Here is a 26,769-nt window from a genome sequence, read left to right as displayed (position 1 = left end):
TCAGGATGGAGGGTTCGCTGGGAATGACCTCGTCGAGGCTGCGGGCCGCCATTCGATACCGGTCGGACGAGTTCGGGTTGTCAAGAATTCCGTCAACACGTCGAACGCGGCCTCGATATCGAGTTCAGCGTGCGGCGGCAGATACGAATCGTGCAGACCGCCCAGGTGGTACCTCACCCATTCGGAGTTGGTGCCGTCTGCCGGGACCATACTCGTAGTGTTGGTCAGCCAGTGCAGCGCTCCCAGTTGCCGGTTGATGCCGAAACTCAGCGACACGGCGTCCGGTGACAGCGGATCATCTGGGCCGGCAGATACGATCCACAGACACGGCATCTCGATGTTTCGCGTAGTGAACTGGCGAAATAGTTTTACGAGTCCGATATTGTCTGGCAGATTGTCCACATGGAGGAATGCGTTGTCGAGGACGTTTTCCATCAGAATGGCGCCTTGCCTTCATAGGTACGATTGAACGGATTCCCGTCGGCATCGCTTCCGAGCACAGTAAGGGATTGGCCTCGGGGAATGAAGTAGGGAAGTAGGGCGTCGCACCCTCGTCGTTCGTTCGGTTCCGATCCGCTCGGGGCGTGATTCATGATCACTCGCGCCGACCTGGCGCCCGACTTAGCCGGATATCGGTCACCATGCCGGGTTTCCAGTCCCGCGCGCAGTCTGGGCGGCGTGGCAGTGGTGACTGGTTGGGCACTTTCGCTGCCCGTAGCGTTTCAAACGCCCCCTCGGAGGACATGCTGTGCCGCGCCGTCGAGTCGAAGCCGCAGTGCTTCCAGGCGTCCGCCGACCGTTTGCAGGTCAGTTTGTACAGACAGTGCTTCGACGGTGAACTCCTGGCCGATGGGTCCGCCGATCTGCTGGATCTGCTACGCGATAGTCGACAGCACTTCGCTTGCAGCCCGGACGTGTTCCACCGGCGTTTGTTGGCTTGCGGCGTTCAGAATTGCGGCTGCCTGTTCTAGGTGTCCAGACACAGTTTTCCTCCGTGTTAGTTGTGGAACCGGTCGTCGCGTTGACTTGTGCGACGCGCTATACTTCTCACAATCAGTCTTCGTCGTCGGTGGGGAATTCGCCCGCGTCGAACCTGCGGAGGGCTTCGGCGAGGTCGGCGGCCGTGGACCGGGCGGCCCGCCGACTCAGTTCGATGGTCAGGTTGTTGCCGAACGAACCGCCGAAGGTGACTTCGATGGTGCCGTTGCGGCAGAGGAGGACCTTTCCCGGGCTGTCCCCGTCGATGGTGGACCAGGTGCTGATAGCGAGGTTGCTCATGGACCTCTCCTTGCGTCGGTGGCTGGTGGGCCGGCGAGGCCGCGGGGGCGGATCGACCCGACTCCTGAGGGATCCGGTGTCGGCGTCGAGCCCGCGACCTCGCCGACTTGCGCAATCTATATCGCGCATGTTGCGCTGCGCAGTAGCCTGATCGGGTACTGGTTGGGACTACGGAGCGTCGTTAGGGTGTCGCCATGCCATCGGAGAGGAACCGCCGCAAGGTCAAGCTCGGCAAGTACATGGCCGCACTGCGCAAGCGCGCCGACCCGGAGTTGATGCCGGAGCGGGTCGGCAACCTGATGGAGGTGGCCATGACCACCATCACCAGGATGGAGAGCGGCCACCAGGTGCCGAACGTGCACCTGCTGCACGCGATTCTCGGTCTCTACAAGGTGTCCGACGCCGAGCGGGTCGAGGCGGTCCGCCTGTTGAAAGCGGCCAAACAGCGGGTCGCCACGGTCGAGCACGCCGCCGACCTGGCCTCGACCTATGTGGACTTCCGCCGCAACGAGTCAGAAGCGACGACGGAGCGCACGATGGAGTCCGCCGCGATTCCCGGGATGTTGCAGACCGCTGGCTACGCCTCAGCCATCGCCGACGCGGCCTGGCCGTTCAACCAGAAGCGGCCCGCAGGGTGGGAGAATCGCGCCGCAGACGAACGACAAGGTCGACAGCGGTTGCTCACCAAGGACAACCCGCTCCAGTTGCACGCCGTGATCGATGAGGCGGTGATCCGCCGGGTGGTGGGTGGTCCCGCGATCATGGCCGAACAACTCCGACACCTGCTCGCCGCGAGTGATCAACCAAACGTGACCATCCAGATCGTGCCGTTCGACGCGGGCGCCTACGGCGCGATGTCCGGATCGGCGATCATCCTTGGATTCGATGACGACGATGATCTCGGAACTGTCTACCTGGAGTACGCGGCAGGCGGTGAGTCGGTGGAGAATCCCGAGGATGTGGCCGCGTTCGTCACCACGTTCGATCATGTGAGTGGGAACGTGGCGCTCCAGCCGGATCGGTCGGCGGATCTGATCCGGGAGGCACTGAACCGACTTGAGGGATGATGACCTGGCGAAAGAGTAGCTTCAGCGGCAACGCCAACGCCTGTGTTGAGGTGTGGCGGAAGTCAAGTCTCAGCGGCAACGCCAACGAGTGCGTCGAGGTGGTCGGGTCGCTGGACCGGTTGCGGGACAGCAAGAATCCGACCGGACCGGTGCTGCGGGTCGACCTCACCGCCCTGCTGGCCGAGATCAGGTCCGGCCAGTTCGCCCGGTAGCGGCCACCCCGGCTGAGTCGATCGGTCGCCGGGTAGGTAGGACTACTCGACTTCCGTTCACACCCCGCCTTGGCGGGTTCCTCGGTGCGACGATGGGGGGCACGTCGACAGGGGGGCCATGAGCGGGTACGGAGTGCAGATCGAGGAGATTCGCGCTGCAGCGCGAGCGGCGCACTCGGCCGCGCGGCAGCGGGGCGCGGTTGACGAAGCCGGGTTGCTGTCCGGCGTGCGGCTGGCGATGGTCGGTTCTCGGTCGACCGAGTTGTTGGCCCGGGTCGGTGTGTCCTGGCGCCAAGCCGTGGACTACTGGTGCGGCACGATGACCGGCCACGCCGAGGCGCTCGGACAGTCGGCGGACGCCTATGCGGCCAACGAGGAAGCGGCGGCGCGAGACTTCCGGGTGATCACCGGGGCAGACGGCACCGCGAGGCCCGTGTGACGGCCGGATTCGGTGAAGTGCGGATGTGGGACGCCGAGCCGCTGCACACCGCCACCGGCGAACTCAACGGCCGGTGCACGCTGCTACTCGGCCTGGCCGACGAGGTGGACGCAGTCGCGGCGACGCCGAGTTGGATGGGTGAGACGGCGGTGTCGGCAGCAGACCGGCTGAGGCTGCTGCGCGACGGTCTTGAGGACGACCTCGCCGAGGTCGCCGCGCTGCGCCAGGCGATGGGCGAGACGGCCGACGCGGTCAGCGGACTGCGGAACGGCATCGCGGAGATCGACTACCTGGCACAGGCACACGACTTCCGGGTCGCCGACGACGGTGTCGTGCATGACAACGGTCCCCGCGATGTGCCCGGCGACGAGCGGGCGCGCGCTGATCTCGCCCGCGAGCGGGAGCGGATCAGGGTCGAGTCGGCAACCTCGACGGCGTGCCCGCCGCAGACCGGGACAAGGCCAACCGCGCCCGCATCCCATCGAACGGGCGCGACTGGAGGCCGAACGCGACCGCGTCCAGGCATCCGGCGATGCCGAGGCGTTCGAGCGGGTGATGGGCAAGCTCAAGGCCCTTGACGGCATCGAGACCATGCTGGCCAACGGCGATCGGCACCTGCTCGTGCTGGACACCTCAGGCGACCGGACTCGTGCCGCCGTCGCCATCGGCGATGTCAGCACCGCCGACCATGTCGCGGTGTTCACCCCCGGCATGAACTCCAGCGTCGGCGGCAACATGCCCGGGTACGACAACGACATGAACGAACTCAGGGAACGGACCGAACAGGAACTCAAGTATGCGAACCGGCCGCAGGAAACCGTTGCTGTGGTGACCTGGCTGAACTACGAGCCACCAACGACCGACAGCATCTGGGAGTCGGCGGGTTCGCTGTCGGACGACCGGGCCACCGACGGCGCGAACCGGCTGGCGCCGTTCCTGGAGGGGATCAACGCGAGCAGTCGAACCGATCCGCACCTGACCGCGCTCGGCCACTCCTATGGCTCGCTGACCACCGGAATCGCGCTGCGTGACCATCCCAACACCGGGGTGGACGAGGCGGTGTTCTTCGGCTCGCCGGGTCTCGGTGTGGACAGTGTCGCCGAACTGCACATCCCGCAGGACCACGGCTACAACATGGCCGCGTTCGACGACCCCGTGACCCATGTCGGGCTCACCGAGCACCACGGCCCGGCTCCCCACGCAATCCAGGACATGACTCAACTGTCCACAAAGGAACACATCGCGCCGGACGGCAGGCGATTCGATGCGTCATCCGGTCACAGTGAGTATCTCCGGGCAGGTGACGACTACACCACCAGTGAGTGGAACATGGCCAATGTCATCGCGGGCACCGGCACCGGTGCGCGCTTGTGAAATCCGGCGACGCACGAGAGGAGAGTCGGGTGTTCGGCAAGTCCGCACGGAAGTCAGCAGTGTTCGCGGCCAGACTCGTGGCGGTGCTGGCGTTAACCGCTTGCGGATCATCCAACGGCCGGACGCCCGTCACAACGATGGAAACCACCAGCGCCGACAGCGCCGACCAATACCGGGAAATGCAGACACGTCCTGACATCGAGGAGATCACCCGACGCTACGAGGAACTCACCTCAACTATCCGGCGACGCACCGTCACCGACCTCGGATTGCCGCCATGGATCACCAACGACAAGCTCAGCAGGTCGGGCTGCCGCGCCTACCCGGGGGTCAGTCAGAACGATAAGGAGGCTCGCGGTCTGCCTATCTGGTACGTCGAGGCGAACATTGCTGACGAGAAGTGGCCGGACGCTGTTCGAATCGTGACTGAGATCGCGAACGGCTATGGGTTTGGCGACGTGACGACCGTGGTCGATGGACCGGGACGTCACGAGATCTCGATTACCGATCGGTACGGCGGCGAACTCATCTTCGGGACCAGGATCAATACCGCGTTGTCCGTGCGTACCGGCTGTCACCTGCGGCCCGCGAGTGGTGAGACCCCGACCACGTCGTGACCGTCGTGGCGCACAGAGGGTCGCGGTTCGCGCTGTGAGCGGCGTCCTACCGAGAGGAGAGTCGGGTGTTCGCACGGAGGTCGGCAGTGTTCGCGGTGGCGGTGCTGGCGTTGGCCGGATGCGGATCGTCGACCGGCAGGCCACCCGTCACCACCATGGAAACCACCAGCGCTGACAGCGCAGCCCAGTACCAGGAGATGCGGGCCCGCCCCGACATCGAGCAGATTACCCAGCGCTACGACGAGTGAGAGCCGCTATCCGAGAGCGGCTCGTGACAGTCGGAATTGGCCCCTGGGTTCAGCTCGACAAGATCAGCAGGTCCGGGTGTCGGGCATACCCGGGAGTCAGTCAAGACGACAAGGAGGCCCGTGGTCTGGCCGGTTGGTACCACGACGCGAGCATCTCTGACGAGACGTGGCCCGAAGCCGTGCGAGTCGTCGTCGAGATCGCGGGCGGCTACGGATTCGATGATCTGACTACAGTGGTTGACCGGCCGGGCGACCACGAAATCTCGCTGACCGACCAGTACGGCGGCGAACTGATCTTCGGTACCAAGCTCGCCACGATCCTGTCCGCGCGCACTGGCTGTCACCTGCGGCCCGAGAGTCGTTCGTCGGGTGCGGCTCCGACGACTTCGTGAGCGCCGTGGCGCCCGGGGGGTCGCGGTTCGCGCTGTGAGCGGCGTCCTACACTGTGGCCCGAAAGTCTGTGGAGCGCTTCACAACTCAGCGGTCTCGCTTGTGAATGTTTTCACAAACTTCGCCTCGATCGGTTAGGTCCGCCTAACAACCAGTGGTGCGAACCGCGACCCCTAGGGTTCGGCCGGAGGAAGCGGGAAAGGACGCCGAAGTGTCGATGCTCGTGGCCCAGTCAGCGGACGTGTCGTCGGACCTGGGGGTTTACCTTCCCCTGGTCGTGATGTTCGTCCTGGCCGCGGCGTTCGCGGTCTTCTCCGCGCTGCTCGGGCCGCTGCTCGGGCCCAAACGCTACAACCGCGCCAAGTTCGAGGCCTACGAGTGCGGGATCGAACCTTCGCCGCAGCCGGTGGTGGGTGGCGGTCGGGTGCCGGTCGCGTACTACCTCACGGCGATGCTGTTCATCCTGTTCGACATCGAGATGGTGTTCCTCTACCCGTTCGCGGTGTCCGCGGACTCCCTCGGTCTGTTCGGACTGGTCGAGATCTTCTTGTTCATCGCCACGGTCGGCTTCGCGTACGCCTACGTCTGGCGGCGCGGCGGCCTGGACTGGAACTAACCAGCGGGGAAGGGAGGCAGACGTCATGGGCATCGAGGAGAAGCTCCCCAACGGAATCATGTTGGCCAGCTTGGAAAAGCTGGTGAACTGGGGCCGGAAGAACTCGTTGTGGCCTGCCACGTTCGGGCTCGCGTGCTGCGCCATCGAGATGATGACCACCGGCGGCCCGCGCTACGACATCGCCCGGTTCGGCATGGAGGCGTTCCGCGCCTCGCCGCGGCAGGCGGACCTGATGATCGTCGCGGGCCGGGTCACCAACAAGATGGCCCCGGTGCTGCGCCAGATCTACGACCAGATGGCCGAGCCGCGCTGGGTGCTGGCGATGGGCGTGTGCGCGTCCTCGGGCGGCATGTTCAACAACTACGCCGTGGTGCAGGGCGTCGACCACATCGTGCCGGTGGACATGTACCTGCCCGGCTGCCCGCCGCGCCCGGAGATGCTGCTCGACGCGATCCTCAAGCTGCACGCCAAGATCCAGGACGAGCCGATCAACGCCACCCGGGCCGCGATCCGCGCCGCCAGCGGGGCCCGCACCGAGCTGATCGCGTCCACCGTGAAGTTCGCGAAGAAGTGATTCGGACATGACTGAGAACCCCACCACCGGCGGCGAGGGCTCCAGCGCCCAGCGCCCGGACGACGGCCTGGAGCCGAACGTCGAGCTGGCGCGCCCGGCCGAGCACCAGGCGCCGGTCGTCACCGGCAAGGCCCGCGAGGGCATGTTCAACATCCAGGGCACCGGCGACACGTCGGGCTTCGGCGGCCTGCGGCTGCCCGCGTACAGCCCGGCCCCGGCCGAGCGCCCCTACGGCGGCTGGTTCGACGAGTTCACCGACGACCTGCGCGCCGCGATGGCCAAGCGCGAGATCCCGGCCGAGGCGATCCAGCAGGTCACCGTCGACCGCGGTGAGATCACCTACTACCTCCACCGCGAGCACCTCGTCGCGCTGTGCTGGACGCTGCGCGACGAGCCCGCGCTGCGCTTCGAGCTGTGCAGCTCGGTGTCCGGTGTGGACTATGGCGTCGACGTCCCGCAGCGGCTGCACTCGGTCTACCACCTGACTTCCATGACGTTCCGCAGGCGCATCCGGCTGGAAGTGGCCGTCGAGGTCGAGGACGCGCACATCCCGTCGGTCGTGGAGGTCTACCCGACGGCGGACTGGCACGAGCGCGAGGCGTGGGACATGTTCGGCATCGTCTACGACGGACACCCCGCGCTGACCCGCATCCTCATGCCGGACGACTGGGACGGCCACCCGCAGCGCAAGGACTACCCGCTCGGCGGCATCCCCGTGGAGTACAAGGGCGCGGAGATCCCTCCGCCCGACCAGCGGAGGTCGTACTCGTGACCACGAACGAAGCCACCGAGGAGTCCTACGCCGACGCGCGCGAGACCACCGAGGGCCGCGTCTACACGGTCACCGGCGGCGACTGGGACGAGGTCCTGGAAGACGCGATCCACGACGAGCGCATCATCATCAACCTGGGCCCGCAGCACCCGTCGACGCACGGCGTGCTGCGCCTGGTGCTGGAGCTGGAGGGCGAGACCGTCACCCAGGCCCGTTCGGTGATCGGCTACCTGCACACCGGCATCGAGAAGAACTGCGAATACCGCACCTGGACCCAGGGCGTCACCTTCGTGACGCGGATGGACTACCTGGCGCCGCTGCACAACGAGGCCGCGTACTGCCTGGCGGTGGAGAAGCTGCTCGGCGTCGAGGCACCGCGGCGCGCGCAGGTCATCCGGGTGATGCTGATGGAGATCAACCGGATCAGCTCGCACCTGGTCGCGCTCGCGACCGGCGGCATGGAGCTGGGCTCGCTGACCGCGATGACGTCGGGCTTCCGCGAGCGCGAGGAAGCGCTGCACCTGCTGGAGTTCCTCACCGGCCTGCGGATGAACCACGCGTTCATCCGGCCGGGCGGGCTCGCGCAGGACCTGCCGGACGGCTTCGAGGTCAAGGTCAAAGAGTTCCTCCAGGTGATGAACAAGCGCCTGCCGGACTACGACAAACTCCTTACGGGGCAACCGATCTGGCGCAACCGGCTCAAGGACGTCGGCTACCTCCCGGTCGACGCGTGCCTCGCGCTCGGCATCACCGGGCCGATCCTGCGGTCGGCCGGGCTGGCCTGGGACCTGCGCAAGACCGAGCCGTACCTGGGTTACGAGGAGTACGACTTCGAGGTCCCCACCTCGAACGCCGCCGACTCCTTCGCCCGCTACCTGCTGCGGCTGGAGGAGATCCACCAGTCGCTGCGGATCATCAACCAGGCGCTCAAGAAGCTGGAGCCGGGGCCGGTGATGGTCGAGGACCAGAAGATCGCCTGGCCCGCCAAGCTGACCATCGGCAGCGACGGCATGGGCAACTCCCTTGAGCACGTCCGCAAGATCATGGGCCAGTCCATGGAGTCGCTGATCCACCACTTCAAGCTGGTGACCGAGGGCTTCGCGGTGCCCGCGGGCCAGGTGTACGTGCCGGTCGAGTCGCCGCGCGGCGAGTTGGGCTACCACCTGGTGTCCGACGGCGGCACCCGCCCGCTGCGCGTGCACGTGCGCGAACCCAGTTTCGTGAACCTGCAGTCGATGCCCGCGATGTCCGAGGGCGGCATGGTCGCCGACGTGATCGCGGCCGTCGCCTCGATCGATCCCGTGATGGGGGGGTGTGACCGTTGAGCGCGGAACAGACGCACCAGGCGACCGTGCCGGACACCGACGTGGTGGGCATCGCCCCGGTGCCCGCCGGGCACCTGGTGACCGAGACCGCGGCGGACCTGAGCGTGTTCGGCGCGGACATCACCGCCAAGGCGCTGCAGATCGTCGGCCGGTACCCGCAGTCCCGCTCGGCGCTGCTGCCGATGCTGCACCTGGTGCAGTCGGTGGAGGGCAAGGTCAGCCAGGCGGGCATCCAGTTCTGCGCCCTGCAGCTCGACCTGAGCGCGGCCGAGGTCAGCGCGGTCGCGACGTTCTACACGATGTACAAGCGCAAGACGTGCGGCGAGCACCTGGTCAGCGTGTGCACCAACACCCTGTGCGCGGTGCTCGGCGGCGACGCGATCTACAAGACTCTCGGTGAGCACCTGGGCGAGGACGGGAAACGCCTGGGCCACAACGAGACCGTGGGCGAGCCGGGCACGCCGGGCTCGATCACGCTGGAGCACGCCGAGTGCCTGGCGGCCTGCGACCTCGGCCCGGTGCTCCAGGTCAACTACGAGTTCTACGACAACCAGACCCCGGAGTCGGCGGTCGCGCTGGTCGACGCGCTGCGCGCGGGCGAGCGGCCCGCGCCCACCCGGGGCGCCCCGCTGCGCGACTTCCGCACCGCGGAGCTGGAACTGGCCGGGTTCTCCCCGGTGGACGAGTTCGTCTACCGGTCCGGTGTGGACGGTCCGTCGGCCGCGGTGGAGACGCTGCGCGGCGCGCAGTTGGCCGCCGACCGGGGCTGGACCGCCCCTGTCATGCCGAACCCGCCTCTGCCTGCCGAAGAATCGCCTGCGGGTTCGAGTGTCAAAGCAGGGGAGCAGAAGTGACCACGCCGAACAAGCCCGCCCCGGTCACCCCCGTGCTGACCAAGCGCTGGCTTTCCCCGAAGTCCTGGACGATCAAGACCTACGAGCAGTTGGAGGGCTACACCGCGCTGCGCAAGGCACTCGCGGGCACCCCGGAGCAGCTCGTCCAGGTCGTCAAGGACTCCGGCCTGCGCGGCCGCGGCGGCGCGGGCTTCCCGGCGGGCGTCAAGTGGTCGTTCATGCCGCCCAACGAGGACAAGCCGCACTACCTGGTGATCAACGCCGACGAGGGCGAACCCGGGACGTGCAAGGACATCCCGCTGATGATGGCCGACCCGCACTCGCTGATCGAGGGCTGCGTCATCGCCGCGTACGCGATGCGGTCGCACCACTGCTTCATCTACGTGCGCGGCGAGGCGCTGCACTGCATCCGCAGGCTCAACGCGGCGGTGAGCGAGGCGCACGAGGCGGGCTACCTGGGCACCGACATCCTCGGCTCCGGGTTCGACCTGGAGATCACGGTGCACGCGGGCGCGGGCGCGTACATCTGCGGTGAGGAGACCGCGCTGCTCGACTCGCTGGAGGGCCGTCGCGGCCAGCCGCGGCTCAAGCCGCCGTTCCCCGCCGCCGCCGGTCTCTACGCGGCGCCGACCACAGTGAACAACGTCGAGACCATCGCCAGCGTGCCGTTCATCGTCAACGGCGGCTCCGACTGGTTCCGCACCATGGGCACCGACCGCTCGCCCGGTCCGAAGATCTACTCGATCTCCGGGCACGTCGAGCGGCCCGGGCAGTTCGAGGCGCCGCTGGGCACCACGCTGCGCGAGCTGCTGGAGCTGGCGGGCGGCATGAAGGACGGCATCCCGCTGAAGTTCTGGACCCCGGGCGGCTCGTCCACCCCGATGTTCACCGCCGAGCACCTCGACGTGCCGCTGGACTTCGAGGGCGCGGCGGCGGCCGGGTCGATGCTGGGCACCACGGCGGTCATGGTCTTCAACGAGACGGTGTCCGTGCCGTGGGCCGTGATGAAGTGGACCGAGTTCTACGAGCACGAGTCGTGCGGCAAGTGCACCCCGTGCCGCGAGGGCACCTACTGGCTCGCGGGCATCCTGCAGCGGATGGTCGCGGGCCAGGGCACCGAGGCGGACATCGAGACGCTGCTCGACATCTGCGACAACGTGCTGGGCCGGTCGTTCTGCGCGCTCGGCGACGGCGCGGTCAGCCCGATCACCAGCGGTATCAAGTACTTCCGGGACGAGTTCCTCGCCTTGTGCGACCAGAACGCCAAGCCCGCACTCGCAGGAGCGCACCGATGACCATCGCGCCGGAGAATCCGTCCACAGTGGACAAACTGCCCGTGCCCGATGGGCATGTGGCCTTGGTCGTCGACGGGGTCGAGGTGGTCGCGCCCAAGGGCGAACTGGTCATCCGCACCGCCGAGCGGCTCGGCATCCAGATCCCACGGTTCTGCGACCACCCGCTGCTGGAGCCCGCGGGCGCCTGCCGCCAGTGTCTGGTCGAGGTCGAGATGGGCGGGCGCCCGATGCCCAAGCCCCAGGCCTCGTGCACGATCACCGTCGCCGACGGCATGGTGGTCAAGACCCAGCTCACCTCGCCGGTCGCCGACAAGGCGCAGCAGGGCGTGATGGAGCTGCTGCTCATCAACCACCCGCTCGACTGCCCGATCTGCGACAAGGGCGGCGAGTGTCCATTGCAGAATCAGGCGATGGCCCACGGCCGCACCGAATCGCGGTTCGTCGAGACCAAGCGCACCTTCGCCAAGCCGCTGCCGATCTCCACCCAGGTGCTGCTCGACCGCGAGCGCTGCGTGCTCTGCCAGCGCTGCACCCGGTTCTCCGCGCAGATCGCGGGCGACCCGTTCATCGAACTGCTGGAGCGCGGCGCGCAGCAGCAGATCGGCATCGCCGAGGAGAAGCCGTTCCAGAGCTACTTCTCCGGCAACACCATCCAGATCTGCCCGGTCGGCGCGCTCACCAGTGCGGCGTACCGGTTCCGGTCGCGCCCGTTCGACCTGGTGTCCACCCCGAGCGTGTGCGAGCACTGCTCGTCGGGCTGCGCGGAGCGCACCGACTGGCGGCGCGGCAAGGTCATGCGCAAGCTCGCGGGCGACGACCCCGAGGTCAACGAGGAGTGGATCTGCGACAAGGGCCGCTTCGCCTTCCGCTACGCGCGGGCCACCGACCGGATCACCCGGCCGATGGTGCGCGACGCGAAGACCGGTGAGCTGGTCGAGACGAGCTGGACCGACGCGCTGCAGGTCGCGGCCGAGGGGCTGACGAAGGCCCGCGCAGGCAAGGGCGCCGCGGTGCTCGCGGGCGGTCGGCTCACCGTCGAGGACGCCTACGCCTACGCCAAGTTCGCCCGGATCGCCTTGCGCACCAACGACATCGACTTCCGCGCCCGGCCGCACTCGGCCGAGGAGCTGGACTTTCTCGCCTCGACCGTGGTCGGCACCACCCCCGAGCACGGGGTCACCTTCCGCGGCATCGAGTCGGCCCCCGCGGTGCTGTGCGTGGCCTTCGAGCCGGAGGAAGAGGCGCCGATCGTGTTCCTGCGGCTGCGCAAAGCGGCCCGCACGAACAAGACCACGGTGTTCCACATCGGACAGTGGGCCACCCCGAGCGTCGAGAAGACCGGCGGCACGCTGCTCGCCTGCGCCCCTGGCGCCGAGCCGGGCGCGCTCGACGGCCTTGCCACGCACGCCCCGGACGTCACCGACGCACTGGGCAAAGCGGGCTCGGTGATCCTCGTCGGCGAGCGCGCCGCCGCGGTGCCGGGCCTGTTCACCGCGGTGCTGCGGCTCGCGGCGGCCACCGGGGCCAAGGTCGCGTGGATTCCGCGCCGGGCGGGCGAACGCGGTGCGCTGGACGCGGGTGCCGCGCCGAGCCTGCTGCCCGGCGCCCGGCTCGTCGCCGACGCCAAGGCCCGCGCGGTCGTCGAGCAGGTCTGGGGCCTGGCCGAAGGCGCGCTGCCCGCCGAGCCGGGCCGCGACACCGACGCCATCCTCGCCGCGGCGGCGGACGGGCAGCTCGACGCGCTGGTCGTCGGCGGTGTCGACCCGTTCGACCTCGCCGACCCGGTGCTCGCCGAGCGGGCGCTCGCGGCCGGGTTCGTGGTCAGCCTGGAACTGCGGCACAGCGCGGCCACCGCGCACGCCGACGTCGTGCTCCCGATCGCCCCGTCGGTCGAGAAGTCCGGCAGCTACCTCAACTGGGAGGGCAGGCGCCGCGAGTTCGGCAGCACCCTCGACGGCACCAGCGCGATGCCGGACTGCCGGGTGCTCGACTCGCTGGCCGTCGAGATGGACGCCGACCTGTTCACCCAGACCCCGGCCGCCGCGGCGGCCGACCTGGCCCGGCTCCCCGCGGTGGCCCGCACCGCGACCGCCCCGAACGTCGCGGCGCGTCCCGCGGCCGAGGGCCAGGTCGTGCTGGCCACCTGGCGGATGCTGCTGGACAACGGGTCGCTGCAGGACGACGAGCCGCACCTGGCAGGCACCGCCCGCCCGGTGGTGGCCCGGCTGTCGCGCAAGACCGCGACCGACTTCGGCGTCAACGGCACGGTCAGCGTGTCCACCGACCGGGGCGCGATCACGGTGCCGGTCGAGGTCGCCGACCTGCCGGACGGCGTCGTCTGGCTGCCCGCCAACTCCGGCGACTCGGCCACCCGCCGAGTGCTGGGCGCCGGTCACGGTGACGTCGTGACTGTTGATCCAGGAGGGAACGCATGACTCGGGCCCAACTGCTCGTCGACGACCCGATCTGGCTGATCCTGATCAAGGCCGTCGTGCTGCTGCTGCTCGGCGCGCTGATGACCATGTTCATGATCATCTGGGAGCGCAAGGTCGTCGCCAGGATGCAGCACCGGCCCGGCCCCAACCGGGTCGGCCCGAACGGCTGGCTGCAGTCCATCGCGGACGCGATCAAGCTCCCGTTCAAGGAGCAGATCATCCCGGACACGGCTGACCGGAAGGTCTACTTCCTGGCGCCGATCATGTCCACGATCCCGGCGTTCCTGGCGTTCTCGGTGATCCCGTTCGGCCCCGAGGTCTCGATCTTCGGCGAGCGCACGGTGTTGCAGTTGGTCGACCTGCCGGTCGGCGTGCTGGTGATCCTGGCCTGCTCGTCGATGGGCGTGTACGGCATCGTGCTCGCGGGCTGGGCCTCCGGCTCGCCGTACCCGCTGCTCGGCGGCCTGCGCTCGGCGGCACAGGTGATCTCCTACGAGATCGCGATGGGCCTGTCGATCGTGGCGGTCATCCTCTACACCGGCTCACTGTCCACAGGCGACATCGTGGACGCGCAATCCAGCGGCTGGTACTTCTACCTGCTCGTACCGAGTTTCCTCATCTACTTCGTGTCGATGATCGGCGAGACCAACCGGGCCCCGTTCGACCTGCCCGAGGCCGAGTCGGAGCTGGTCGGCGGCTTCCACACCGAGTACAGCTCGATGAAGTTCGCGCTGTTCTTCCTCGCCGAGTACGTCAACATGGTCATCGTCTCGGCGTTCGCCACGACGCTGTTCCTCGGCGGCTACATGGCCCCGTGGCCGCTCTCGCAGATCAACGACAACATGTTCAACACCGGCTGGTGGCCGGTGCTGTGGTTCTTCGCCAAGACGTTCTTCTTCCTGTTCGTCTTCATCTGGCTGCGCGGCACGCTGCCCCGGATGCGCTACGACCAGTTCATGCGGCTGGGCTGGCGCATCCTGGTGCCTGCCAACCTGGTGTGGATCGTGCTCGTGGTGGCGCTGCGCGCGTTCCGCAACGAGGCGTCGATCTCTCCGACCACCATCCTGGTCGCGGGCGGCATCGTGCTGCTGCTGCTCATCGGGCTCAGCTTCCTGCTGCCCGAGCGTGCGGTGTCGGACCCCGGCGACCAGAGCGTCCCGGTCACCGGCGGCGGCTACCCGGTTCCGCCCCTGGACCTGCAGATCCCGGCCAAGCCCTCGGACAAGCCGGTCCGCCCGCGCCGCGCCCGGCGGGAACGGGCCGCGGTCGGCGCCGGTCCCGAGAAGGAGTCAGAGCAGTGAGCGTCTTCGATCCCTTGAAGGGATTCGGGGTGACCTTCGCGACGATGTTCAAGAAGGTCGTCACCGAGGAGTACCCGGAGAACTTCCCCGGCACCGCGCCGCGCTACCACGGCCGCCACCAGCTCAACCGGCACCCGGACGGGCTGGAGAAGTGCGTCGGCTGCGAGCTGTGCGCGTGGGCCTGCCCGGCGGACGCGATCTTCGTCGAGGGCGGCGACAACACCGACGACGAGCGCTACTCGCCCGGCGAGCGCTACGGCGCCGACTACCAGATCAACTACCTGCGCTGCATCGGCTGCGGCCTGTGCGTCGAGGCGTGCCCCACCCGCTCGCTGACCATGCTCAACGACTTCGAGCTGGCCGACGACGACCGCCAGCGGCTGATCTACACCAAGGAGCAGCTCCTCGCGCCGCTGCTGCCGGGCATGGAGCAGCCGCCGCACCCGATGCGCCTGGGCGACCACGAGCAGGACTACTACGTCAACGGGCCCGAGCTTGCCACCGGGGAGGCGAAGTGAGCACGAAGTCACCGGCCGTCCGCGAGCGGCGGCACGGAGTCTGCGAGGGGGCGGCGTGAGCGCGTTGCTGTTGGCCCAGGAGGCGGCCACGGTCAGCACCGGTGAGGCAATTGCCTTCTGGGTGCTCGGCCCGCTCGCCCTCGCGGGCGGTCTCGGGATGATCTTCGCCCGCAGCGCGGTGCACTCCGCGCTGTTCCTGGTGATGACGATGCTCAGCCTCGGTGTGATCTACATGGTCCAGCAGGCGCCGTTCCTCGGCTTCGTGCAGATCATCGTCTACACCGGCGCGATCATGATGCTGTTCCTGTTCGTGCTGATGCTGGTCGGCCGCGACTCGTCCGACTCGGTGGTCGAAGTCCTGCGCGGACAACGGTTGTGGGCAGGCGTGCTGGGGGTCGGGCTCGCGGTGCTGATCGTCGGCGCCGTCGCCCGCTCGCTCACCGACGTCACCCCCGCCGGGCTCGCGGGCGACCTGGCCAACGGCGGCGACGGCAACGTCGCCAACCTCGGCCGCCTGATCTTCACCGACTACCTGTTCCCGTTCGAGCTGACCTCGGCCCTGCTGATCACCGCCGCCATCGGCGCGATGGTCCTGGGCTACGTCGACCCGCACACCCGGGGCAAGAAGACGCAGCGCGAACTGGTCGAGGCCCGCTTCCGCGGCGAGCACGACCGCCCGTCGCCGCTGCCCGGACCCGGGGTGTTCGCCACGTCCAACTCGGTGGCCACCCCCGCGCTGCTGCCGGACGGCTCGGTCGCCCCCGAGTCGCTGTCGCGGCTCATCGAGGCCACCGCGTCGGCGAAGCTCGACGAGGAGCGCAAGGCCGTCGCGGGCACCCTGCCCGGCCCGAACGCCCGCTCGCTCGCCCCCGGCAAGGAGGTGGCCGAATGACTCCGACGTACTACCTGCTGCTTTCCGCGCTGCTGTTCACCATCGGCGCCGTCGGTGTCCTGGTGCGCCGCAACGCCATCGTGGTGTTCATGTGCATCGAGCTGATGCTCAACGCGGTGAACCTGACGCTGGTGACGTTCGCGCGGATCAACGGCGACCTGTCCGGCCAGGTGATGGCGTTCTTCGTGATGGTCGTGGCCGCCGCCGAGGTCGTGGTGGGTCTGGCGATCATCATGTCGATCTTCCGCACCCGCCGGACCGCCTCGGTCGACGACTCCAACCTGCTGAAGTACTAGGGGATCTCCGTGACGGGAACCATGAACCTGGCCGCCGAGGTCCAGCAGGCATCCGGGGCCGCGAGTTCGGCGTGGCTGCTGCTGGTGCTGCCCGCGATCGGCGCTGTCGTGCTGCTGGTCGGCGGCAGGCGCACCGACAAGATCGGCCACCTGCTCGGCAGCGGCACGGTGATCGCCGCGTTCGGCTACGGCGTGATCCTGTTCCTCGGCAGCACCTCGCTGCCCGCTGGCGAGCGGCTGCAGAACCTGCACGTGTTCGACTGGATCTCGGTCACCGCGCTGCAGATCGACTTCGGCCTGCGGATCGACCCGCTGTCGCTGACGTTCGTGCTGCTGATCACCGGTGTCGGCGCGCTGATCCACATCTACTCGATCGGCTACATGGCCGACGACCGCGACCGGCGCCGCTTCTTCGCCTACCTGAACCTGTTCATCTCGGCGATGCTGCTGTTGGTGCTGGGCAACGGGTTCGTGACGCTCTACTTCGGCTGGGAGGGCGTCGGTCTCGCCTCCTACCTGCTGATCGGCTGGTACCAGGGCAAGGGCTTCGCGGCCACCGCGGCGAAGAAGGCGTTCCTGATGAACCGGGTCGGCGACGTCGGCCTGGCGCTGGCGATCTTCCTGATGTTCAAGACCATGGGCACCACCCAGTACACCGAGGTGTTCGACCGGATCGGCGAGCAGTCGACCACGACCGTGGTGGCCATCGGCCTGCTGCTGCTGCTCGGCGCGTGCGGCAAGTCCGGCCAGTTCCCGTTGCAGGCCTGGCTGCCGGACGCGATGGCGGGCCCGACGCCGGTGTCCGCGCTGATCCACGCGGCAACCATGGTCACCGCGGGCGTGTACCTCATCGCCCGCTCCAGCCCGATCTACTCGCTGCCCCAGGCCGCGGACGCCCGGCTGGTCGTGATGATCGTCGGCGCGGTCACCCTGGTCATCGGCTGCGTGATCGGCTGCGCGTACGACGACTTCAAGAAGGTGCTGGCCTACTCCACGGTCAGCCAGATCGGCTACATGATCCTGGCTGTCGGTCTCGGCCCGGCCGGCTACGCGTTCGGCATCCTGCACCTGCTCACGCACGGTTTCTTCAAGGCCGGGCTGTTCCTCGGCGCCGGGTCGGTCATGCACGGCATGAACGACGAGGGTGACATTCGGCGGATGGGCGGGCTGGCGCGCAAGATGCCGGTCACCTTCATCACCTGGACGCTGGGCTACCTCGCGCTGATCGGCTTCCCGTTCCTGTCCGGCTACTTCTCCAAGGACGCCATCATCGCCGCGGCGTTCGGCGAGCCGGGTACCCGCGGCTGGATCTTCGGCGGCGTCGCGCTGCTGGGCGCGGGCCTCACCGCGTTCTACATGACGCGCCTGCTGATCCTCGTGTTCCTGGGCAAGCCCCGCTGGGAGAACCTGAAGTCCGAGGACGGTCGCAGCTACCACCCACACGAGTCGCCAGCGACCATGACCATCCCGATGATCGTGCTGGCCGTCGGCTCGGTAGCGGCAGGCGGAGTCCTCATCGGACTGCTGCCCGACTGGCTCACCCCGTCGATCGGCGCGCTGGTCGAGGTCGAGGGCCCGCTCTCGCACGGCCTGATCGGCATCCTCACGGTCGCCATCTCGTTGCTCGGCGCGGCCGTCGCGTTCGCGATCTTCGGCCGCGGCGAGCAGCCGGTCACCCGGCCCGAGCGGGTGTCGTTCCCGGTCCGCGCCGCGCGCGCCGACCTCTACGGCAACCACCTCAACGAGGCGCTGTTCGGCAGGCCGGGAATCTGGCTCACCCGGGCGCTGGTGTACGTCGACAACCGGGGCGTCGACGGGTTGGTCAACGGCATCGCGGCGGGCCTGGGCGGTAGTTCCGGCCGGTTGCGCCGGACCCAGACCGGTTTCGTGCGCTCCTACGCGCTGTCCATGCTCGGAGGGGCGATCCTGGTGGTCGCCGCACTGCTGATGGTGAGGTTCGCATGACATCCGGTACGGGGTCATGGCTGCTGGCAGTGCTGCTGCTGCTGCCACTGGTCGGCGCGGGCGCGGTCGTCGCCCTGCGCGCCAACGACCGGGTCGCCAAACTCACGGCGCTCGGGGTCTCCATCGCCGAGTTCGTCGTCGCGGCGGTCGCGTGGGCGAGCTACGAGCCGAGCGGTGCCCGGTTGCAGTTGGCGTTCTCCTTCGACTGGATCCCGTCGTTCGGCGTGCACATCTCCTTCGGCGTCGACGGCATCGCGCTGGTCATGATCGCGGTGATCGCGCTGCTGGTGCCGCTGGTGATCGGCGCGGGCTGGGCGGACAAGCTGCCAGAGGGCCGCACCGCGGGCGGGTTCTTCGCGCTGATCCTGCTGGAGCAGGCGCTGACCGTCGGCGTGTTCGCCGCGACCGACGTGTTCCTGTTCTACGTGCTGTTCGAGATCATGCTGATCCCGATGTACTTCCTGATCGGCTCCTACGGCGGGGCGCGTAGGCAGTACGCGGCGATGAAGTTCTTCCTCTACTCGTTCCTCGGCGGCCTGATCATGCTGGCCTCGGTCATCGGCTGTTACGTGCTGGCGGCCGACGAACTGGGCCAGGGCACCTTCGACTGGGCCACCCTGGTCCGCGTGGTCAGCGACGCGCCGCTGTCCACCCAGATCTGGCTGTTCTTCGGCTTCTTCATCGCCTTCGCGGTCAAGGCGCCGCTGGTGCCGCTGCACACCTGGCTGCCCGACGCCACCGCCGAGGCGCCCATCGGCGTCGCGGTGCTGCTCGTCGGCATCCTGGACAAGGTCGGCACGTTCGGCTTCCTGCGCTACCTGCTGCCGATGTTCCCCGCGGCAAGCGCCAAGCTCGCGCCGCTGGTGCTCATCCTGGCCGTCGCGGGCATCATCTACGGTTCCCTGCTCGCCACCGGCCAGACCGACATGAAGCGGTTCGTCGCCTACGTCTCGATCGCGCACTTCGGCTTCATCGCGCTGGGCATCTTCGCGTTCAGCTCGCAGGCGATGGCGGGCTCGGTCACCTACATGGTCAACCACAGCATCGCCACCGGCATGCTGATCCTGGTGATCGGCATGGTGGTCGCCCGCGGCGGCTCCACCCGCATCGCCGACTACGGCGGCATGGCCAAGCTGACCCCGCTGCTCGCGGGCATGCTGCTGATCGCGGGCCTGAGCACGCTGTCGCTGCCGGGAACCGGCTCGTTCGTCAGCGAGTTCCTGGTGCTCATCGGCTCGTACCCGAACGCGCCGGTCTACACGATCATCGCGACCATCGGCATGATCTTCGCCGCGCTCTACGTGCTGTGGCTCTACCAGCGGGTCATGACGGGCCCGCTGCGGGGCAGCGCGTTGCTTCCCGATGAACCGCTTGCGGGTTCGAGCATCAATACCGATGAACCGCTTGCGGGTTCGAGCATCAATACCGATGAACCGCCTGCCGGGTCGAGCGGTGCCGCTGGTGGTGTCGGGGTGCTGGCCGACCCGCGGGTCGGCGCGAAGAAGGCGATCTTCGACCTGAACGTCCGGGAGAAGGCGGTGCTCGCGCCGCTCGTCCTGCTGATCGTCGGGCTGGGTGTGTTCCCGAAGCCCGTGCTGGACACGGTGACGCCGTCGGTGGCGGACACCATGTGCGAAGCGCGGCTGGTCGACCCGGTCCAGTCCGCAGAGAGGCAACTGCAGTGTCCGTGATCTCTTCGGTCTTCCTCCTCGCGCAGGAGCAGCCCGCACTGCCGAAGGTGGAGCCCCCGCCGCTCAAGCCCGTGGTGCCGATCCTGATCGTGCTCGGCGCGGCGTGCGTCGGCGTGCTGTTCGAGGCGTTCCTGCCGCGTCATCAGCGCTGGCCCGCCCAGGTGGTGCTGTCGCTGGCCACCCTCGCGGCCTCGGGTGTGGCACTGGCGATCTACCTGACCGATGCGCCTGCCGCGGGTGAGTTGGCCCTGTACGGCACCATCGCGGTCGATCGGCCCGCACTGTTCCTCTGGGGCACGCTGCTCGCGTTGTCACTCGGCGCGATCCTGCTCATCGCGGACCGCTCGGTCGAGCCCGGCGGCGCGTTCGTGGCCAGTGCCGCGATCCGGCCGGGCACCGTGCAGGACCGCGCGCAGGTCGCGTCCACCGGCATGCAGACCGAGGTCTTCCCGCTGACGCTGTTCGCGCTCGGCGGCATGATGATCTTCTGCTCGGCCAACGACCTGCTGACGATGTTCATCGCGCTGGAAGTGCTGTCGCTGCCGCTGTACCTGATGTGCGGCCTGGCCCGCCGTCGCAGGCTGCTGTCGCAGGAGGCCGCGGTCAAGTACTTCCTGCTCGGCGCGTTCGCCTCGGCGTTCTTCCTCTACGGCGTGGCCCTGCTCTACGGCTACGCGGGCTCCGTGCGGCTCGCCGACATCGCCGCCGCCGCCGCGGGCACCGACCGCTCCGACACGCTGCTGTTCGGCGGCATGGGCCTGCTCGTCGTCGGCCTGCTGTTCAAGGCGTCGGTCGGCCCGTTCCACACCTGGACACCCGACGTCTACCAGGGCGCGCCGACCCCGGTCACCGCGTTCATGGCCGCCTGCACCAAGGTCGCCGCGTTCGGCGGCATCCTGCGCGTGCTGCAGATCGCGTTCCAGTCGACGAGCTGGGAGTGGCGCGGCGTGCTGTGGGGCGTGGCGATCGCGTCGATGGTCATCGGCGCCGTCCTCGGCCTCACCCAGACCGACGTCAAGCGGATGATCGCGTACTCCTCGGTGGCGCACGCGGGCTTCCTGCTGGTCGGTTCGATCGCGCTGACCGACAAGGGCCTGTCCGGCACGCTGTTCTACCTGCTCACCTACGGCTTCACGACGCTGGCCGCGTTCGGCGTGATCAGCCTGGTCCGCGACTCCTCCGGTGAGGCCACGCACCTGTCCCAGTGGGCGGGCCTGGCGAAGCGGTCGCCGCTGGTCGCCGGTGTGTTCACGTTCCTGCTGCTCGCGCTCGCGGGCATCCCGCTGACCAGCGGGTTCGTCGGCAAGTTCGTCGTGTTCGAGGCCGCGCTGGCCGACGGCATGGCCCCGCTGGTGGTGATCGCGCTGGTGGCCTCGGCCGTGGCGGCGTTCTTCTACCTGCGGGTGATCGTGCTGATGTACTTCAGCGAGCCCGCCGCCGACGGCCCCACGGTCACCGTGCCGGGTGCCTTCACCACGGCCGCGATCACCCTGGGCGTGCTGGTCACGCTGCTGCTGGGCATCGCGCCCGCGTTCGCCCTCGACTGGGCGGCGGGCGGCACGTTCGCCATCCGGTAGCCGAGCGTCACGTCCCGAAGGCCACCTCCACGCCGGGGGTGGCCTTCGAGACATTCGGGGCAAGTCGTGGTCGGTTGACAAGTAGGCTCGGCAGTCAGTAGCCAAGCCAATCGAGGGTGCCGCCGACGTGACTGCCACCGACGACTCCGCCGTTCCCGAGCTGACCGCCTCGCTGGGGCTCGACAGCGCCGATCCCGCGCTCGTCCAGGCCGTCGTGGATGGGCTGGGCAGGGTCGAGGAGCTGCTGCGCACCGTGGTGCACAGCGACGTCGATTTCGTCGACCAGGCCGCGCTGCACCTGGTGAAGGCCGGTGGCAAGCGCTTTCGGCCGCTGTTCACCGTGCTGTCCGCACAGTTCAACGAGGGCAACACCGACAGCGTGATCGCCGCGGCCGCCGCCGTCGAACTGGTCCATCTCGCCACCCTCTACCACGACGACGTCATGGACGAGGCCACCATGCGCCGCGGCGACGCGAGCGCCAACGCCCGGTGGGACAACTCCATCGCCATCCTGACCGGCGACTTCCTGTTCGCGCACGCCTCGATGCTGGTGGCCGATCTCGGCGCCGTCGCCACCAGGGTGATCGCGGAGACCATGCGCGAGCTGGTCACCGGCCAGATGCGCGAGACCGTTGGCCCCCGCGACGACGACCCGATCGAGCACTACCTGTCGGTCATCGCGCAGAAGACGGGCTCGCTCATCGCCACCTCCGGCCGCTACGGCGCCATGTTCTCCGGCGCGACCGCCGCGCAGACCGAGACGCTCTACCGGTTCGGCGAGATCATCGGCGCCGCGTTCCAGATTTCCGACGACGTCATCGACATCGCCTCGCCCGCGGCCGAGTCCGGCAAGACGCCCGGCACCGACCTGCGCGAGGGCATCCGCACCCTGCCGATGCTCTACGCCCTCGCCGAGGACGCCGATCACCGGCTGGCCGAGCTGCTGGCCGGGCCGATCGCCGACGACGAGGGCGTCGAGGAGGCACTCACCCTGCTGCGGAAGTCGCCGGGGCTGGAGCGGGCGCGGCAGACTCTCGACGAGTACGCCGACCGCGCGTTCGCCGAACTCGCCGCGCTGCCCGCCGGCCCGGCGCGCGAGGCGCTCGAACTATTGACACGTTATGTAGTCGCCCGAACCCGTTAGGGTACGGTCACGACACTATCTCGGTGGAGAAACTGTAAAGTCTCGCCGAATTTGGTGGCTCTCTGCCGGTGGCTCACTCGACCGCAGTAGCCTCCCCTAGGCTTGGACGACGGTATTACGCGTCACCGTGGCGCGGCCGGGAGGGAGTTAAGGCCGATGCCGTTCTTCGGTCAGGTGTGGCTCTGGAGCCTCGCCGGGTTCCTGGTCGGCGCGTTGCTCTGCTGGGCGCTGATCGCGAATCCGGCCCGCAGGCGCATCGCCGACCTGGAGAACAGACTCGCGGCTGTGCGCAGGCGGGGAGCGGAGCCGGTCGAGCAGCGACCCGACGCCGACGACTTCGGTGCCGCCCGGTACCCGGCCGCCGCACTGGTTCCCGGTTTCGCCGACGACGTCCGCGACGAGCCGCGGCACGAGCTCGACCGCTATGAGCGTCCCCGGTACGACGACGACGAGCCCGAGGACGAAGCCGCCCAACGCGGCGCCCTGCAGCTCTTCGAACCGGACCTGGACGAGCGTGACGACGACCGGCAGGCGGGCTCGTTCGACGGTGGCCTGTTCACCCGGCCCGGACAGCCCGACGAGGCAGTCGAACTGGCCGAGGCCACCCAGTACATCCCCGCCGCGCGGCTCGCGCCGGACGAGTCGGTCGAGGCACCCGCCGAGCTGGACGACGACGACCGCCGCGACTGGTTCGTCGGCGACGGCTCCGACGACCGCTCCGCCGACCAGCACCTGGTGGACGACCTGGACGACGACGACGGCGACCCGGGCGACCAGACGCTCTACGCCGACACCGGCGGCACCATTTTCACCCAGCACACCACGCCGATCCCGGCCGAGCTGATCAGCCGGATCGACGCCGAAGGCAAGGCAGAAGCAGCCGCCAAGGCCGACTACGCGCTGGTGGACGACCTGGCTGACGAGTCAGAAGCGGACGGTGCCGAGCGGAACGGCACCGACCCCGCGGACCACCACCACGAGCACTTCGCGGGCGCCATCCCGGCCATCGCGTCGGTCGACGCGGCCACCCAGTTCGTCCGACCCGTCCAGGTCGACGAGCCGGACGACGCCGAGCAGGACGCCGAGCAGGCCCACCAAGCACACACCCGGGTACTTCCCACGCCGCCCAAGCCCGTGTGGGCGGAGGTGGGCGGTCGGTCGGGAGAGTTCCCCGAGCCTGCTTCGGACGAGCCGGAAAGGACGCAGGCCGTGTTGCCGAAGCGGGTTCCCGCCAAGCCGCAGAACCGACAGCCGTTCGGTGTCGAGACCTCGCCCGCCGCCCCGGCGCGGCCGCTCGCCGCGGGCGAGGACGCCGGTGACCGCGAGCGGTCGCTGTTCGAGCCGGTGCTCCCGGCCGACGAGGTGACGAACTCCACACCGCTGCCGCAACTCCCGCAGCGCCCGCAGGGTGCCCGCACCCTGCAGTCGCCCACGGGTGGTCTCGACCCGTTCGTCGCGTCCGGCCCGTTCGGCCCCGGCTCGGCGCTGCCGCTGCCCGGCGGCCAGTCGCCGTCCGGCGAGTACAAGATCAAGGCCAGCGTCACCGCGCTGCGCTACTGCTCGCCGGAGTCGCCCAAGTTCGACCGGACGGTCGCCGAGGTCTGGTTCCGCACGGTCGGCGACGCCGAGCGAGTCGGATTCCGCCCACTCGGCTGACTTTGCGGAGCCGTTCGGTCACGTCGAGTGGCGATGTCCGATCAGGACTGATAGAAGACACCGTGTGCGCACCTGGCCTAGGCCGAGAGGTGGCGTTCGAGATCGTCCAATCGGGCGATCGGCGGTGTTCGTCCTATTCGGAGCGGCCATGCCAGGTTCCGCAGCAGATTTGCTCTCCCCCGGCGAGACACTCGTCCGCCACACGACGACGACCACGTACCCGAAGCGCGGCGGCTGGCTGCCCTGGCTGGTCGGCCTGGTGCTGATCACGGCCTTGCTGGCGGTGCTGGCCACGCTCGCGCCGTTCGGCGAGCGCGCCGCGGTCCAGGACGACCTCGGTGCGAAGTCCCGCGCGGCGCTCGTCGCCGCCGGGATCACCGGCGCGGACGTGCGGATGGACGGCGTCGTGGCCGAGGTGACCGGTGTCCAGCCAGGACAGGTCGACGCCGCGCGCGCCGCTGTCGAGTCCGTCGACGGCGTGTGGTCGGCGAACGTGGTCGGCACCGCGGCGGCGCCTGCCCAGCCGGGCACCGCCACCCCCGCGCCCGCTGTCGCGGGCGTTCCGTTGGGCTTCGCGCTCAAGGACGGCACGGTCACGCTCACCGGGTCGGTTCCCGACGAGGCCGCGCGGGCGGCGCTGGTCTCGTCCGCCACCGAAGCCGCGGGTGGCCGTCCGGTGGTCGACCAGCTCACCGTGACGCCCGGCGTCACCCTGCCCGCGCGGCCCGCGGAACTCGGCAAGGCCGTCGGCGCGCTCGGTGCGTCGGCGGGCGAACGGAGCGTGCGCTGGGACGGGGACACGGTCACCTTGTCCGGCAGCGTCGCGGGCGAGGCGGACAAGGCCGCCGCCGCGCGACAGGCGGCCGCCCTGGCGCCTGGTGCGACGGTCGACAACCAGCTCACCGTGGCGGCGCCCGCAGTGGACAAGCAGGCCGTGCAGCGACAGCTTGACGCGCTGGTCGCCGCGCAGCCGATCACCTTCCAGCCGAACACGGCCCTGCTCACCCCGGCCGGGGCGCAGACCGTGCAGGCCATCGCACCGCTGCTGTCCGGGGTGGCCGTGCAGGTCAGCGGCCATGTCGCGGGCACGCCGGGCAGGACCCTGGACGCGCAGGTGCTCAGCGAGCAGCGCGCGGCCACCGTCCAAGCGCGACTCGTGGAACTCGGCGTCGCCGCCGATCGCATCACCGCCAAGGGATTCGGCGACACCGCCCCCTTGGCACCCAACGACACCCCAGCCGGTCAGGCGGCCAACCGCCGGGTCGAGATCACCGTTGTCTAGGAGACGAGCTATGACGTATCTGTTCGGGCAGGTGTGGCTTTGGCTGCTGTTGTCCTTCCTGCTGGGCTCGCTGGTCACCTGGCTGGTCCTGAAGCTGTTCCGCAAGCCCAAGGTCGAGGTGACCGAGGAGCGGATCAGCGCGCCCGCGCGGCCGCGCGCCGCCGCGGGTGCGCACCGCGGCAACGGCGAGGCGGCCCAGGACCGGGTCGAGGTTCGGGATTCGGCGCTGGGCGCGCTGGACGACCAGGAGCGCACCTCTGTGCTTCGCTCGTCGGCGGACATCGACCCGCCGACCGGTGAGATCCCCGTGCTGACGGCGGACGGCCCGGCCGTCGAGTCCGAAAAGGACAAGTCCGCAAAGGACGGTGGCGCGCTGTCCGGCACGCTCGACGAGCCGGACACCGTCCGCGGCTTCGTCGCGCCTGTCGCGGATGTCGATGACACGCCGACCTGGGAGCCCGGCGACTACGAGGGTTCCGCGCGGCCGCTCGCCGACGGCTCCGCCCCGGCCGAGGAGTTCACGATCAAGGGCAACATGGACTCCATGCTGTTCCACACCGAGGAGTCCTCGTTCTACTCGGTCACCACGGCCGAGGTGTGGTTCCGCACGGGCGACGACGCCGAGCGGGCGGGTTTCGCCCCGTGGAACCGGGTCGGCCCGCGCGACCGGGGCGACGCGGAGGTCCCGGCGCAGGCGACCGCGCCGGAGCCGATGTTCCTCGCGACGACGACGCCCCCGTACGGTCCGGGTTCGGCGCTGCCGATGGCCGACGGGTCCGCCCCGTCGGACGAGTACACGGTGAAGGGCAACGCCGACTCGATGCTGTTCCACACCACCGACTCGCCGTACTACGGCCGCACCAAGGCCGAGGCATGGTTCAAGACCGCGGCCGACGCCGAGCGGGCGGGCTTCACCGCGTGGGATCGCAAGCGCACCACCGCGACCTGATC

General features: G+C 69.0%; 29 protein-coding genes. 26 read left to right on the top strand and 3 right to left on the bottom strand.

The genetic code is table 11. The annotated features are described in order from the left end of the window. The 3 genes from ACT4N7_RS11765 to ACT4N7_RS11755 form a co-directional block, all read right to left on the bottom strand. Entirely contained in the window at positions 1-435 is a 435-nt protein-coding gene (locus tag ACT4N7_RS11765; protein WP_444828699.1) for an Imm1 family immunity protein, read from the bottom strand. Beyond that, positions 435-656, bottom strand: coding sequence for a DddA-like double-stranded DNA deaminase toxin (locus ACT4N7_RS11760; protein ID WP_444828935.1), 222 nt, complete (start codon positions 654-656; stop codon positions 435-437). The genes ACT4N7_RS11765 and ACT4N7_RS11760 overlap by 1 nt, the downstream gene beginning before the upstream one ends. A gap of 397 nt (positions 657-1,053) precedes the next feature. Beyond that, positions 1,054-1,278, bottom strand: coding sequence for a hypothetical protein (locus tag ACT4N7_RS11755; protein WP_444828698.1), 225 nt, complete (start codon positions 1,276-1,278; stop codon positions 1,054-1,056). 194 nt (positions 1,279-1,472) lie between these two features. Here ACT4N7_RS11755 and ACT4N7_RS11750 point away from each other — a divergent pair, with 194 nt between their 5' ends. From ACT4N7_RS11750 to ACT4N7_RS11625, 26 genes are all read left to right on the top strand, one after another. Next, the gene (locus tag ACT4N7_RS11750; RefSeq protein WP_444828697.1) at positions 1,473-2,345 is read left to right on the top strand and encodes a DUF5753 domain-containing protein; all 873 of its coding nucleotides are present in this window, start codon (positions 1,473-1,475) and stop codon (positions 2,343-2,345) included. Beyond that, positions 2,345-2,557 (top strand): DUF397 domain-containing protein, encoded by a 213-nt coding sequence (locus tag ACT4N7_RS11745; protein ID WP_444828696.1) that lies wholly within the window; start codon positions 2,345-2,347, stop codon positions 2,555-2,557. Before ACT4N7_RS11750 ends, ACT4N7_RS11745 begins: the two co-directional genes overlap by 1 nt. A gap of 118 nt (positions 2,558-2,675) precedes the next feature. Next, positions 2,676-2,996, top strand: coding sequence for a hypothetical protein (locus ACT4N7_RS11740; protein WP_444828695.1), 321 nt, complete (start codon positions 2,676-2,678; stop codon positions 2,994-2,996). Then, positions 2,993-3,574 carry a hypothetical protein gene (locus ACT4N7_RS11735; RefSeq protein WP_444828694.1) on the top strand — a complete coding sequence of 194 codons (582 nt, stop codon included), beginning with the start codon at positions 2,993-2,995 and terminating at the stop codon, positions 3,572-3,574. Before ACT4N7_RS11740 ends, ACT4N7_RS11735 begins: the two co-directional genes overlap by 4 nt. Further along, positions 3,552-4,370: an alpha/beta hydrolase gene (locus tag ACT4N7_RS11730; RefSeq protein WP_444828693.1), complete on the top strand. Its 819-nt coding sequence runs from the start codon at positions 3,552-3,554 to the stop codon at positions 4,368-4,370. Before ACT4N7_RS11735 ends, ACT4N7_RS11730 begins: the two co-directional genes overlap by 23 nt. Before the next feature lie 29 nt (positions 4,371-4,399). Next, on the top strand, positions 4,400-4,987 hold the full coding sequence (locus tag ACT4N7_RS11725; RefSeq protein WP_444828692.1) for an LppA family lipoprotein: 588 nt from the start codon (positions 4,400-4,402) through the stop codon (positions 4,985-4,987). An 86-nt stretch (positions 4,988-5,073) separates the two neighbouring features. Beyond that, positions 5,074-5,235, top strand: a complete 162-nt coding sequence (locus ACT4N7_RS11720; protein WP_444828691.1) for a hypothetical protein — start codon at positions 5,074-5,076, stop codon at positions 5,233-5,235. Further along, complete coding sequence (locus ACT4N7_RS11715) at positions 5,232-5,627, top strand: LppA family lipoprotein (RefSeq protein WP_444828690.1); 396 nt, start codon at positions 5,232-5,234, stop codon at positions 5,625-5,627. Before ACT4N7_RS11720 ends, ACT4N7_RS11715 begins: the two co-directional genes overlap by 4 nt. A 215-nt stretch (positions 5,628-5,842) precedes the next feature. After that, entirely contained in the window at positions 5,843-6,241 is a 399-nt protein-coding gene (locus ACT4N7_RS11710) for an NADH-quinone oxidoreductase subunit A (protein WP_444828934.1), read from the top strand. A 25-nt stretch (positions 6,242-6,266) separates the two neighbouring features. Then, complete coding sequence (locus ACT4N7_RS11705; RefSeq protein ID WP_444828689.1) at positions 6,267-6,815, top strand: NuoB/complex I 20 kDa subunit family protein; 549 nt, start codon at positions 6,267-6,269, stop codon at positions 6,813-6,815. 7 nt (positions 6,816-6,822) lie between these two features. Then, positions 6,823-7,587 (top strand): NADH-quinone oxidoreductase subunit C, encoded by a 765-nt coding sequence (locus tag ACT4N7_RS11700; protein ID WP_444828688.1) that lies wholly within the window; start codon positions 6,823-6,825, stop codon positions 7,585-7,587. Further along, positions 7,584-8,912: an NADH-quinone oxidoreductase subunit D gene (locus tag ACT4N7_RS11695; protein ID WP_444828687.1), complete on the top strand. Its 1,329-nt coding sequence runs from the start codon at positions 7,584-7,586 to the stop codon at positions 8,910-8,912. The genes ACT4N7_RS11700 and ACT4N7_RS11695 overlap by 4 nt, the downstream gene beginning before the upstream one ends. After that, positions 8,909-9,766, top strand: a complete 858-nt coding sequence (nuoE, locus tag ACT4N7_RS11690; protein ID WP_444828686.1) for an NADH-quinone oxidoreductase subunit NuoE — start codon at positions 8,909-8,911, stop codon at positions 9,764-9,766. Before ACT4N7_RS11695 ends, nuoE begins: the two co-directional genes overlap by 4 nt. Further along, positions 9,763-11,061, top strand: coding sequence for an NADH-quinone oxidoreductase subunit NuoF (gene nuoF / locus ACT4N7_RS11685; protein ID WP_444828685.1), 1,299 nt, complete (start codon positions 9,763-9,765; stop codon positions 11,059-11,061). The genes nuoE and nuoF overlap by 4 nt, the downstream gene beginning before the upstream one ends. Continuing rightward, entirely contained in the window at positions 11,058-13,496 is a 2,439-nt protein-coding gene (locus tag ACT4N7_RS11680; protein ID WP_444828684.1) for an NADH-quinone oxidoreductase subunit G, read from the top strand. Before nuoF ends, ACT4N7_RS11680 begins: the two co-directional genes overlap by 4 nt. Further along, on the top strand, positions 13,493-14,797 hold the full coding sequence (gene nuoH, locus ACT4N7_RS11675; RefSeq protein ID WP_444828683.1) for an NADH-quinone oxidoreductase subunit NuoH: 1,305 nt from the start codon (positions 13,493-13,495) through the stop codon (positions 14,795-14,797). The genes ACT4N7_RS11680 and nuoH overlap by 4 nt, the downstream gene beginning before the upstream one ends. After that, positions 14,794-15,315, top strand: coding sequence for an NADH-quinone oxidoreductase subunit NuoI (gene nuoI / locus ACT4N7_RS11670; protein WP_444828682.1), 522 nt, complete (start codon positions 14,794-14,796; stop codon positions 15,313-15,315). The genes nuoH and nuoI overlap by 4 nt, the downstream gene beginning before the upstream one ends. Positions 15,316-15,370: 55 nt before the next feature. After that, the gene (locus ACT4N7_RS11665) at positions 15,371-16,207 is read left to right on the top strand and encodes an NADH-quinone oxidoreductase subunit J (RefSeq protein WP_444828681.1); all 837 of its coding nucleotides are present in this window, start codon (positions 15,371-15,373) and stop codon (positions 16,205-16,207) included. Next, positions 16,204-16,503 (top strand): NADH-quinone oxidoreductase subunit NuoK, encoded by a 300-nt coding sequence (gene nuoK, locus ACT4N7_RS11660; protein ID WP_187218470.1) that lies wholly within the window; start codon positions 16,204-16,206, stop codon positions 16,501-16,503. The genes ACT4N7_RS11665 and nuoK overlap by 4 nt, the downstream gene beginning before the upstream one ends. 21 nt (positions 16,504-16,524) lie before the next feature. Continuing rightward, positions 16,525-18,468, top strand: a complete 1,944-nt coding sequence (gene nuoL, locus ACT4N7_RS11655; RefSeq protein ID WP_444828933.1) for an NADH-quinone oxidoreductase subunit L — start codon at positions 16,525-16,527, stop codon at positions 18,466-18,468. Beyond that, a complete protein-coding gene (locus ACT4N7_RS11650; RefSeq protein WP_444828680.1) occupies positions 18,465-20,159 on the top strand; it encodes an NADH-quinone oxidoreductase subunit M in 1,695 nt (564 codons plus the stop codon). Before nuoL ends, ACT4N7_RS11650 begins: the two co-directional genes overlap by 4 nt. A gap of 47 nt (positions 20,160-20,206) precedes the next feature. Then, positions 20,207-21,736, top strand: coding sequence for an NADH-quinone oxidoreductase subunit NuoN (gene nuoN, locus ACT4N7_RS11645; RefSeq protein WP_444828932.1), 1,530 nt, complete (start codon positions 20,207-20,209; stop codon positions 21,734-21,736). A gap of 127 nt (positions 21,737-21,863) precedes the next feature. Beyond that, a complete protein-coding gene (locus tag ACT4N7_RS11640; protein ID WP_444828679.1) occupies positions 21,864-22,880 on the top strand; it encodes a polyprenyl synthetase family protein in 1,017 nt (338 codons plus the stop codon). Between the two features lie 156 nt (positions 22,881-23,036). Continuing rightward, on the top strand, positions 23,037-24,536 hold the full coding sequence (locus tag ACT4N7_RS11635; RefSeq protein ID WP_444828678.1) for a sunset domain-containing protein: 1,500 nt from the start codon (positions 23,037-23,039) through the stop codon (positions 24,534-24,536). A gap of 148 nt (positions 24,537-24,684) precedes the next feature. After that, positions 24,685-25,818, top strand: coding sequence for a channel-forming protein ArfA/OmpATb (gene arfA / locus ACT4N7_RS11630; RefSeq protein WP_444828677.1), 1,134 nt, complete (start codon positions 24,685-24,687; stop codon positions 25,816-25,818). Between the two features lie 10 nt (positions 25,819-25,828). Further along, the gene (locus ACT4N7_RS11625) at positions 25,829-26,767 is read left to right on the top strand and encodes a sunset domain-containing protein (RefSeq protein WP_444828676.1); all 939 of its coding nucleotides are present in this window, start codon (positions 25,829-25,831) and stop codon (positions 26,765-26,767) included. Positions 26,768-26,769: the final 2 nt, after the last annotated feature.

The organism is Actinokineospora sp. (assembly GCF_052390155.1).
Taxonomy (GTDB): domain Bacteria; phylum Actinomycetota; class Actinomycetes; order Mycobacteriales; family Pseudonocardiaceae; genus Actinokineospora.
The sequence above is the reverse complement of the archived record's forward strand: the minus strand, read 5'-3'. Positions and strand labels throughout refer to the sequence as shown.

Coding starts and splice junctions, on each gene's coding strand:
- ACT4N7_RS11765 (WP_444828699.1), bottom strand. CDS start 435: ATGGAAAACGTCCTCGACAACGCATTCCTCCATGTGGACAATCTGCCA.
- ACT4N7_RS11755 (WP_444828698.1), bottom strand. CDS start 1,278: ATGAGCAACCTCGCTATCAGCACCTGGTCCACCATCGACGGGGACAGC.
- ACT4N7_RS11750 (WP_444828697.1), top strand. CDS start 1,473: ATGCCATCGGAGAGGAACCGCCGCAAGGTCAAGCTCGGCAAGTACATG.
- ACT4N7_RS11745 (WP_444828696.1), top strand. CDS start 2,345: ATGACCTGGCGAAAGAGTAGCTTCAGCGGCAACGCCAACGCCTGTGTT.
- ACT4N7_RS11740 (WP_444828695.1), top strand. CDS start 2,676: ATGAGCGGGTACGGAGTGCAGATCGAGGAGATTCGCGCTGCAGCGCGA.
- ACT4N7_RS11730 (WP_444828693.1), top strand. CDS start 3,552: ATGGGCAAGCTCAAGGCCCTTGACGGCATCGAGACCATGCTGGCCAAC.
- ACT4N7_RS11710 (WP_444828934.1), top strand. CDS start 5,843: ATGCTCGTGGCCCAGTCAGCGGACGTGTCGTCGGACCTGGGGGTTTAC.
- ACT4N7_RS11705 (WP_444828689.1), top strand. CDS start 6,267: ATGGGCATCGAGGAGAAGCTCCCCAACGGAATCATGTTGGCCAGCTTG.
- ACT4N7_RS11700 (WP_444828688.1), top strand. CDS start 6,823: ATGACTGAGAACCCCACCACCGGCGGCGAGGGCTCCAGCGCCCAGCGC.
- ACT4N7_RS11680 (WP_444828684.1), top strand. CDS start 11,058: ATGACCATCGCGCCGGAGAATCCGTCCACAGTGGACAAACTGCCCGTG.
- nuoH (WP_444828683.1), top strand. CDS start 13,493: ATGACTCGGGCCCAACTGCTCGTCGACGACCCGATCTGGCTGATCCTG.
- nuoK (WP_187218470.1), top strand. CDS start 16,204: ATGACTCCGACGTACTACCTGCTGCTTTCCGCGCTGCTGTTCACCATC.
- nuoL (WP_444828933.1), top strand. CDS start 16,525: ATGAACCTGGCCGCCGAGGTCCAGCAGGCATCCGGGGCCGCGAGTTCG.
- ACT4N7_RS11650 (WP_444828680.1), top strand. CDS start 18,465: ATGACATCCGGTACGGGGTCATGGCTGCTGGCAGTGCTGCTGCTGCTG.
- ACT4N7_RS11635 (WP_444828678.1), top strand. CDS start 23,037: ATGCCGTTCTTCGGTCAGGTGTGGCTCTGGAGCCTCGCCGGGTTCCTG.
- arfA (WP_444828677.1), top strand. CDS start 24,685: ATGCCAGGTTCCGCAGCAGATTTGCTCTCCCCCGGCGAGACACTCGTC.
- ACT4N7_RS11625 (WP_444828676.1), top strand. CDS start 25,829: ATGACGTATCTGTTCGGGCAGGTGTGGCTTTGGCTGCTGTTGTCCTTC.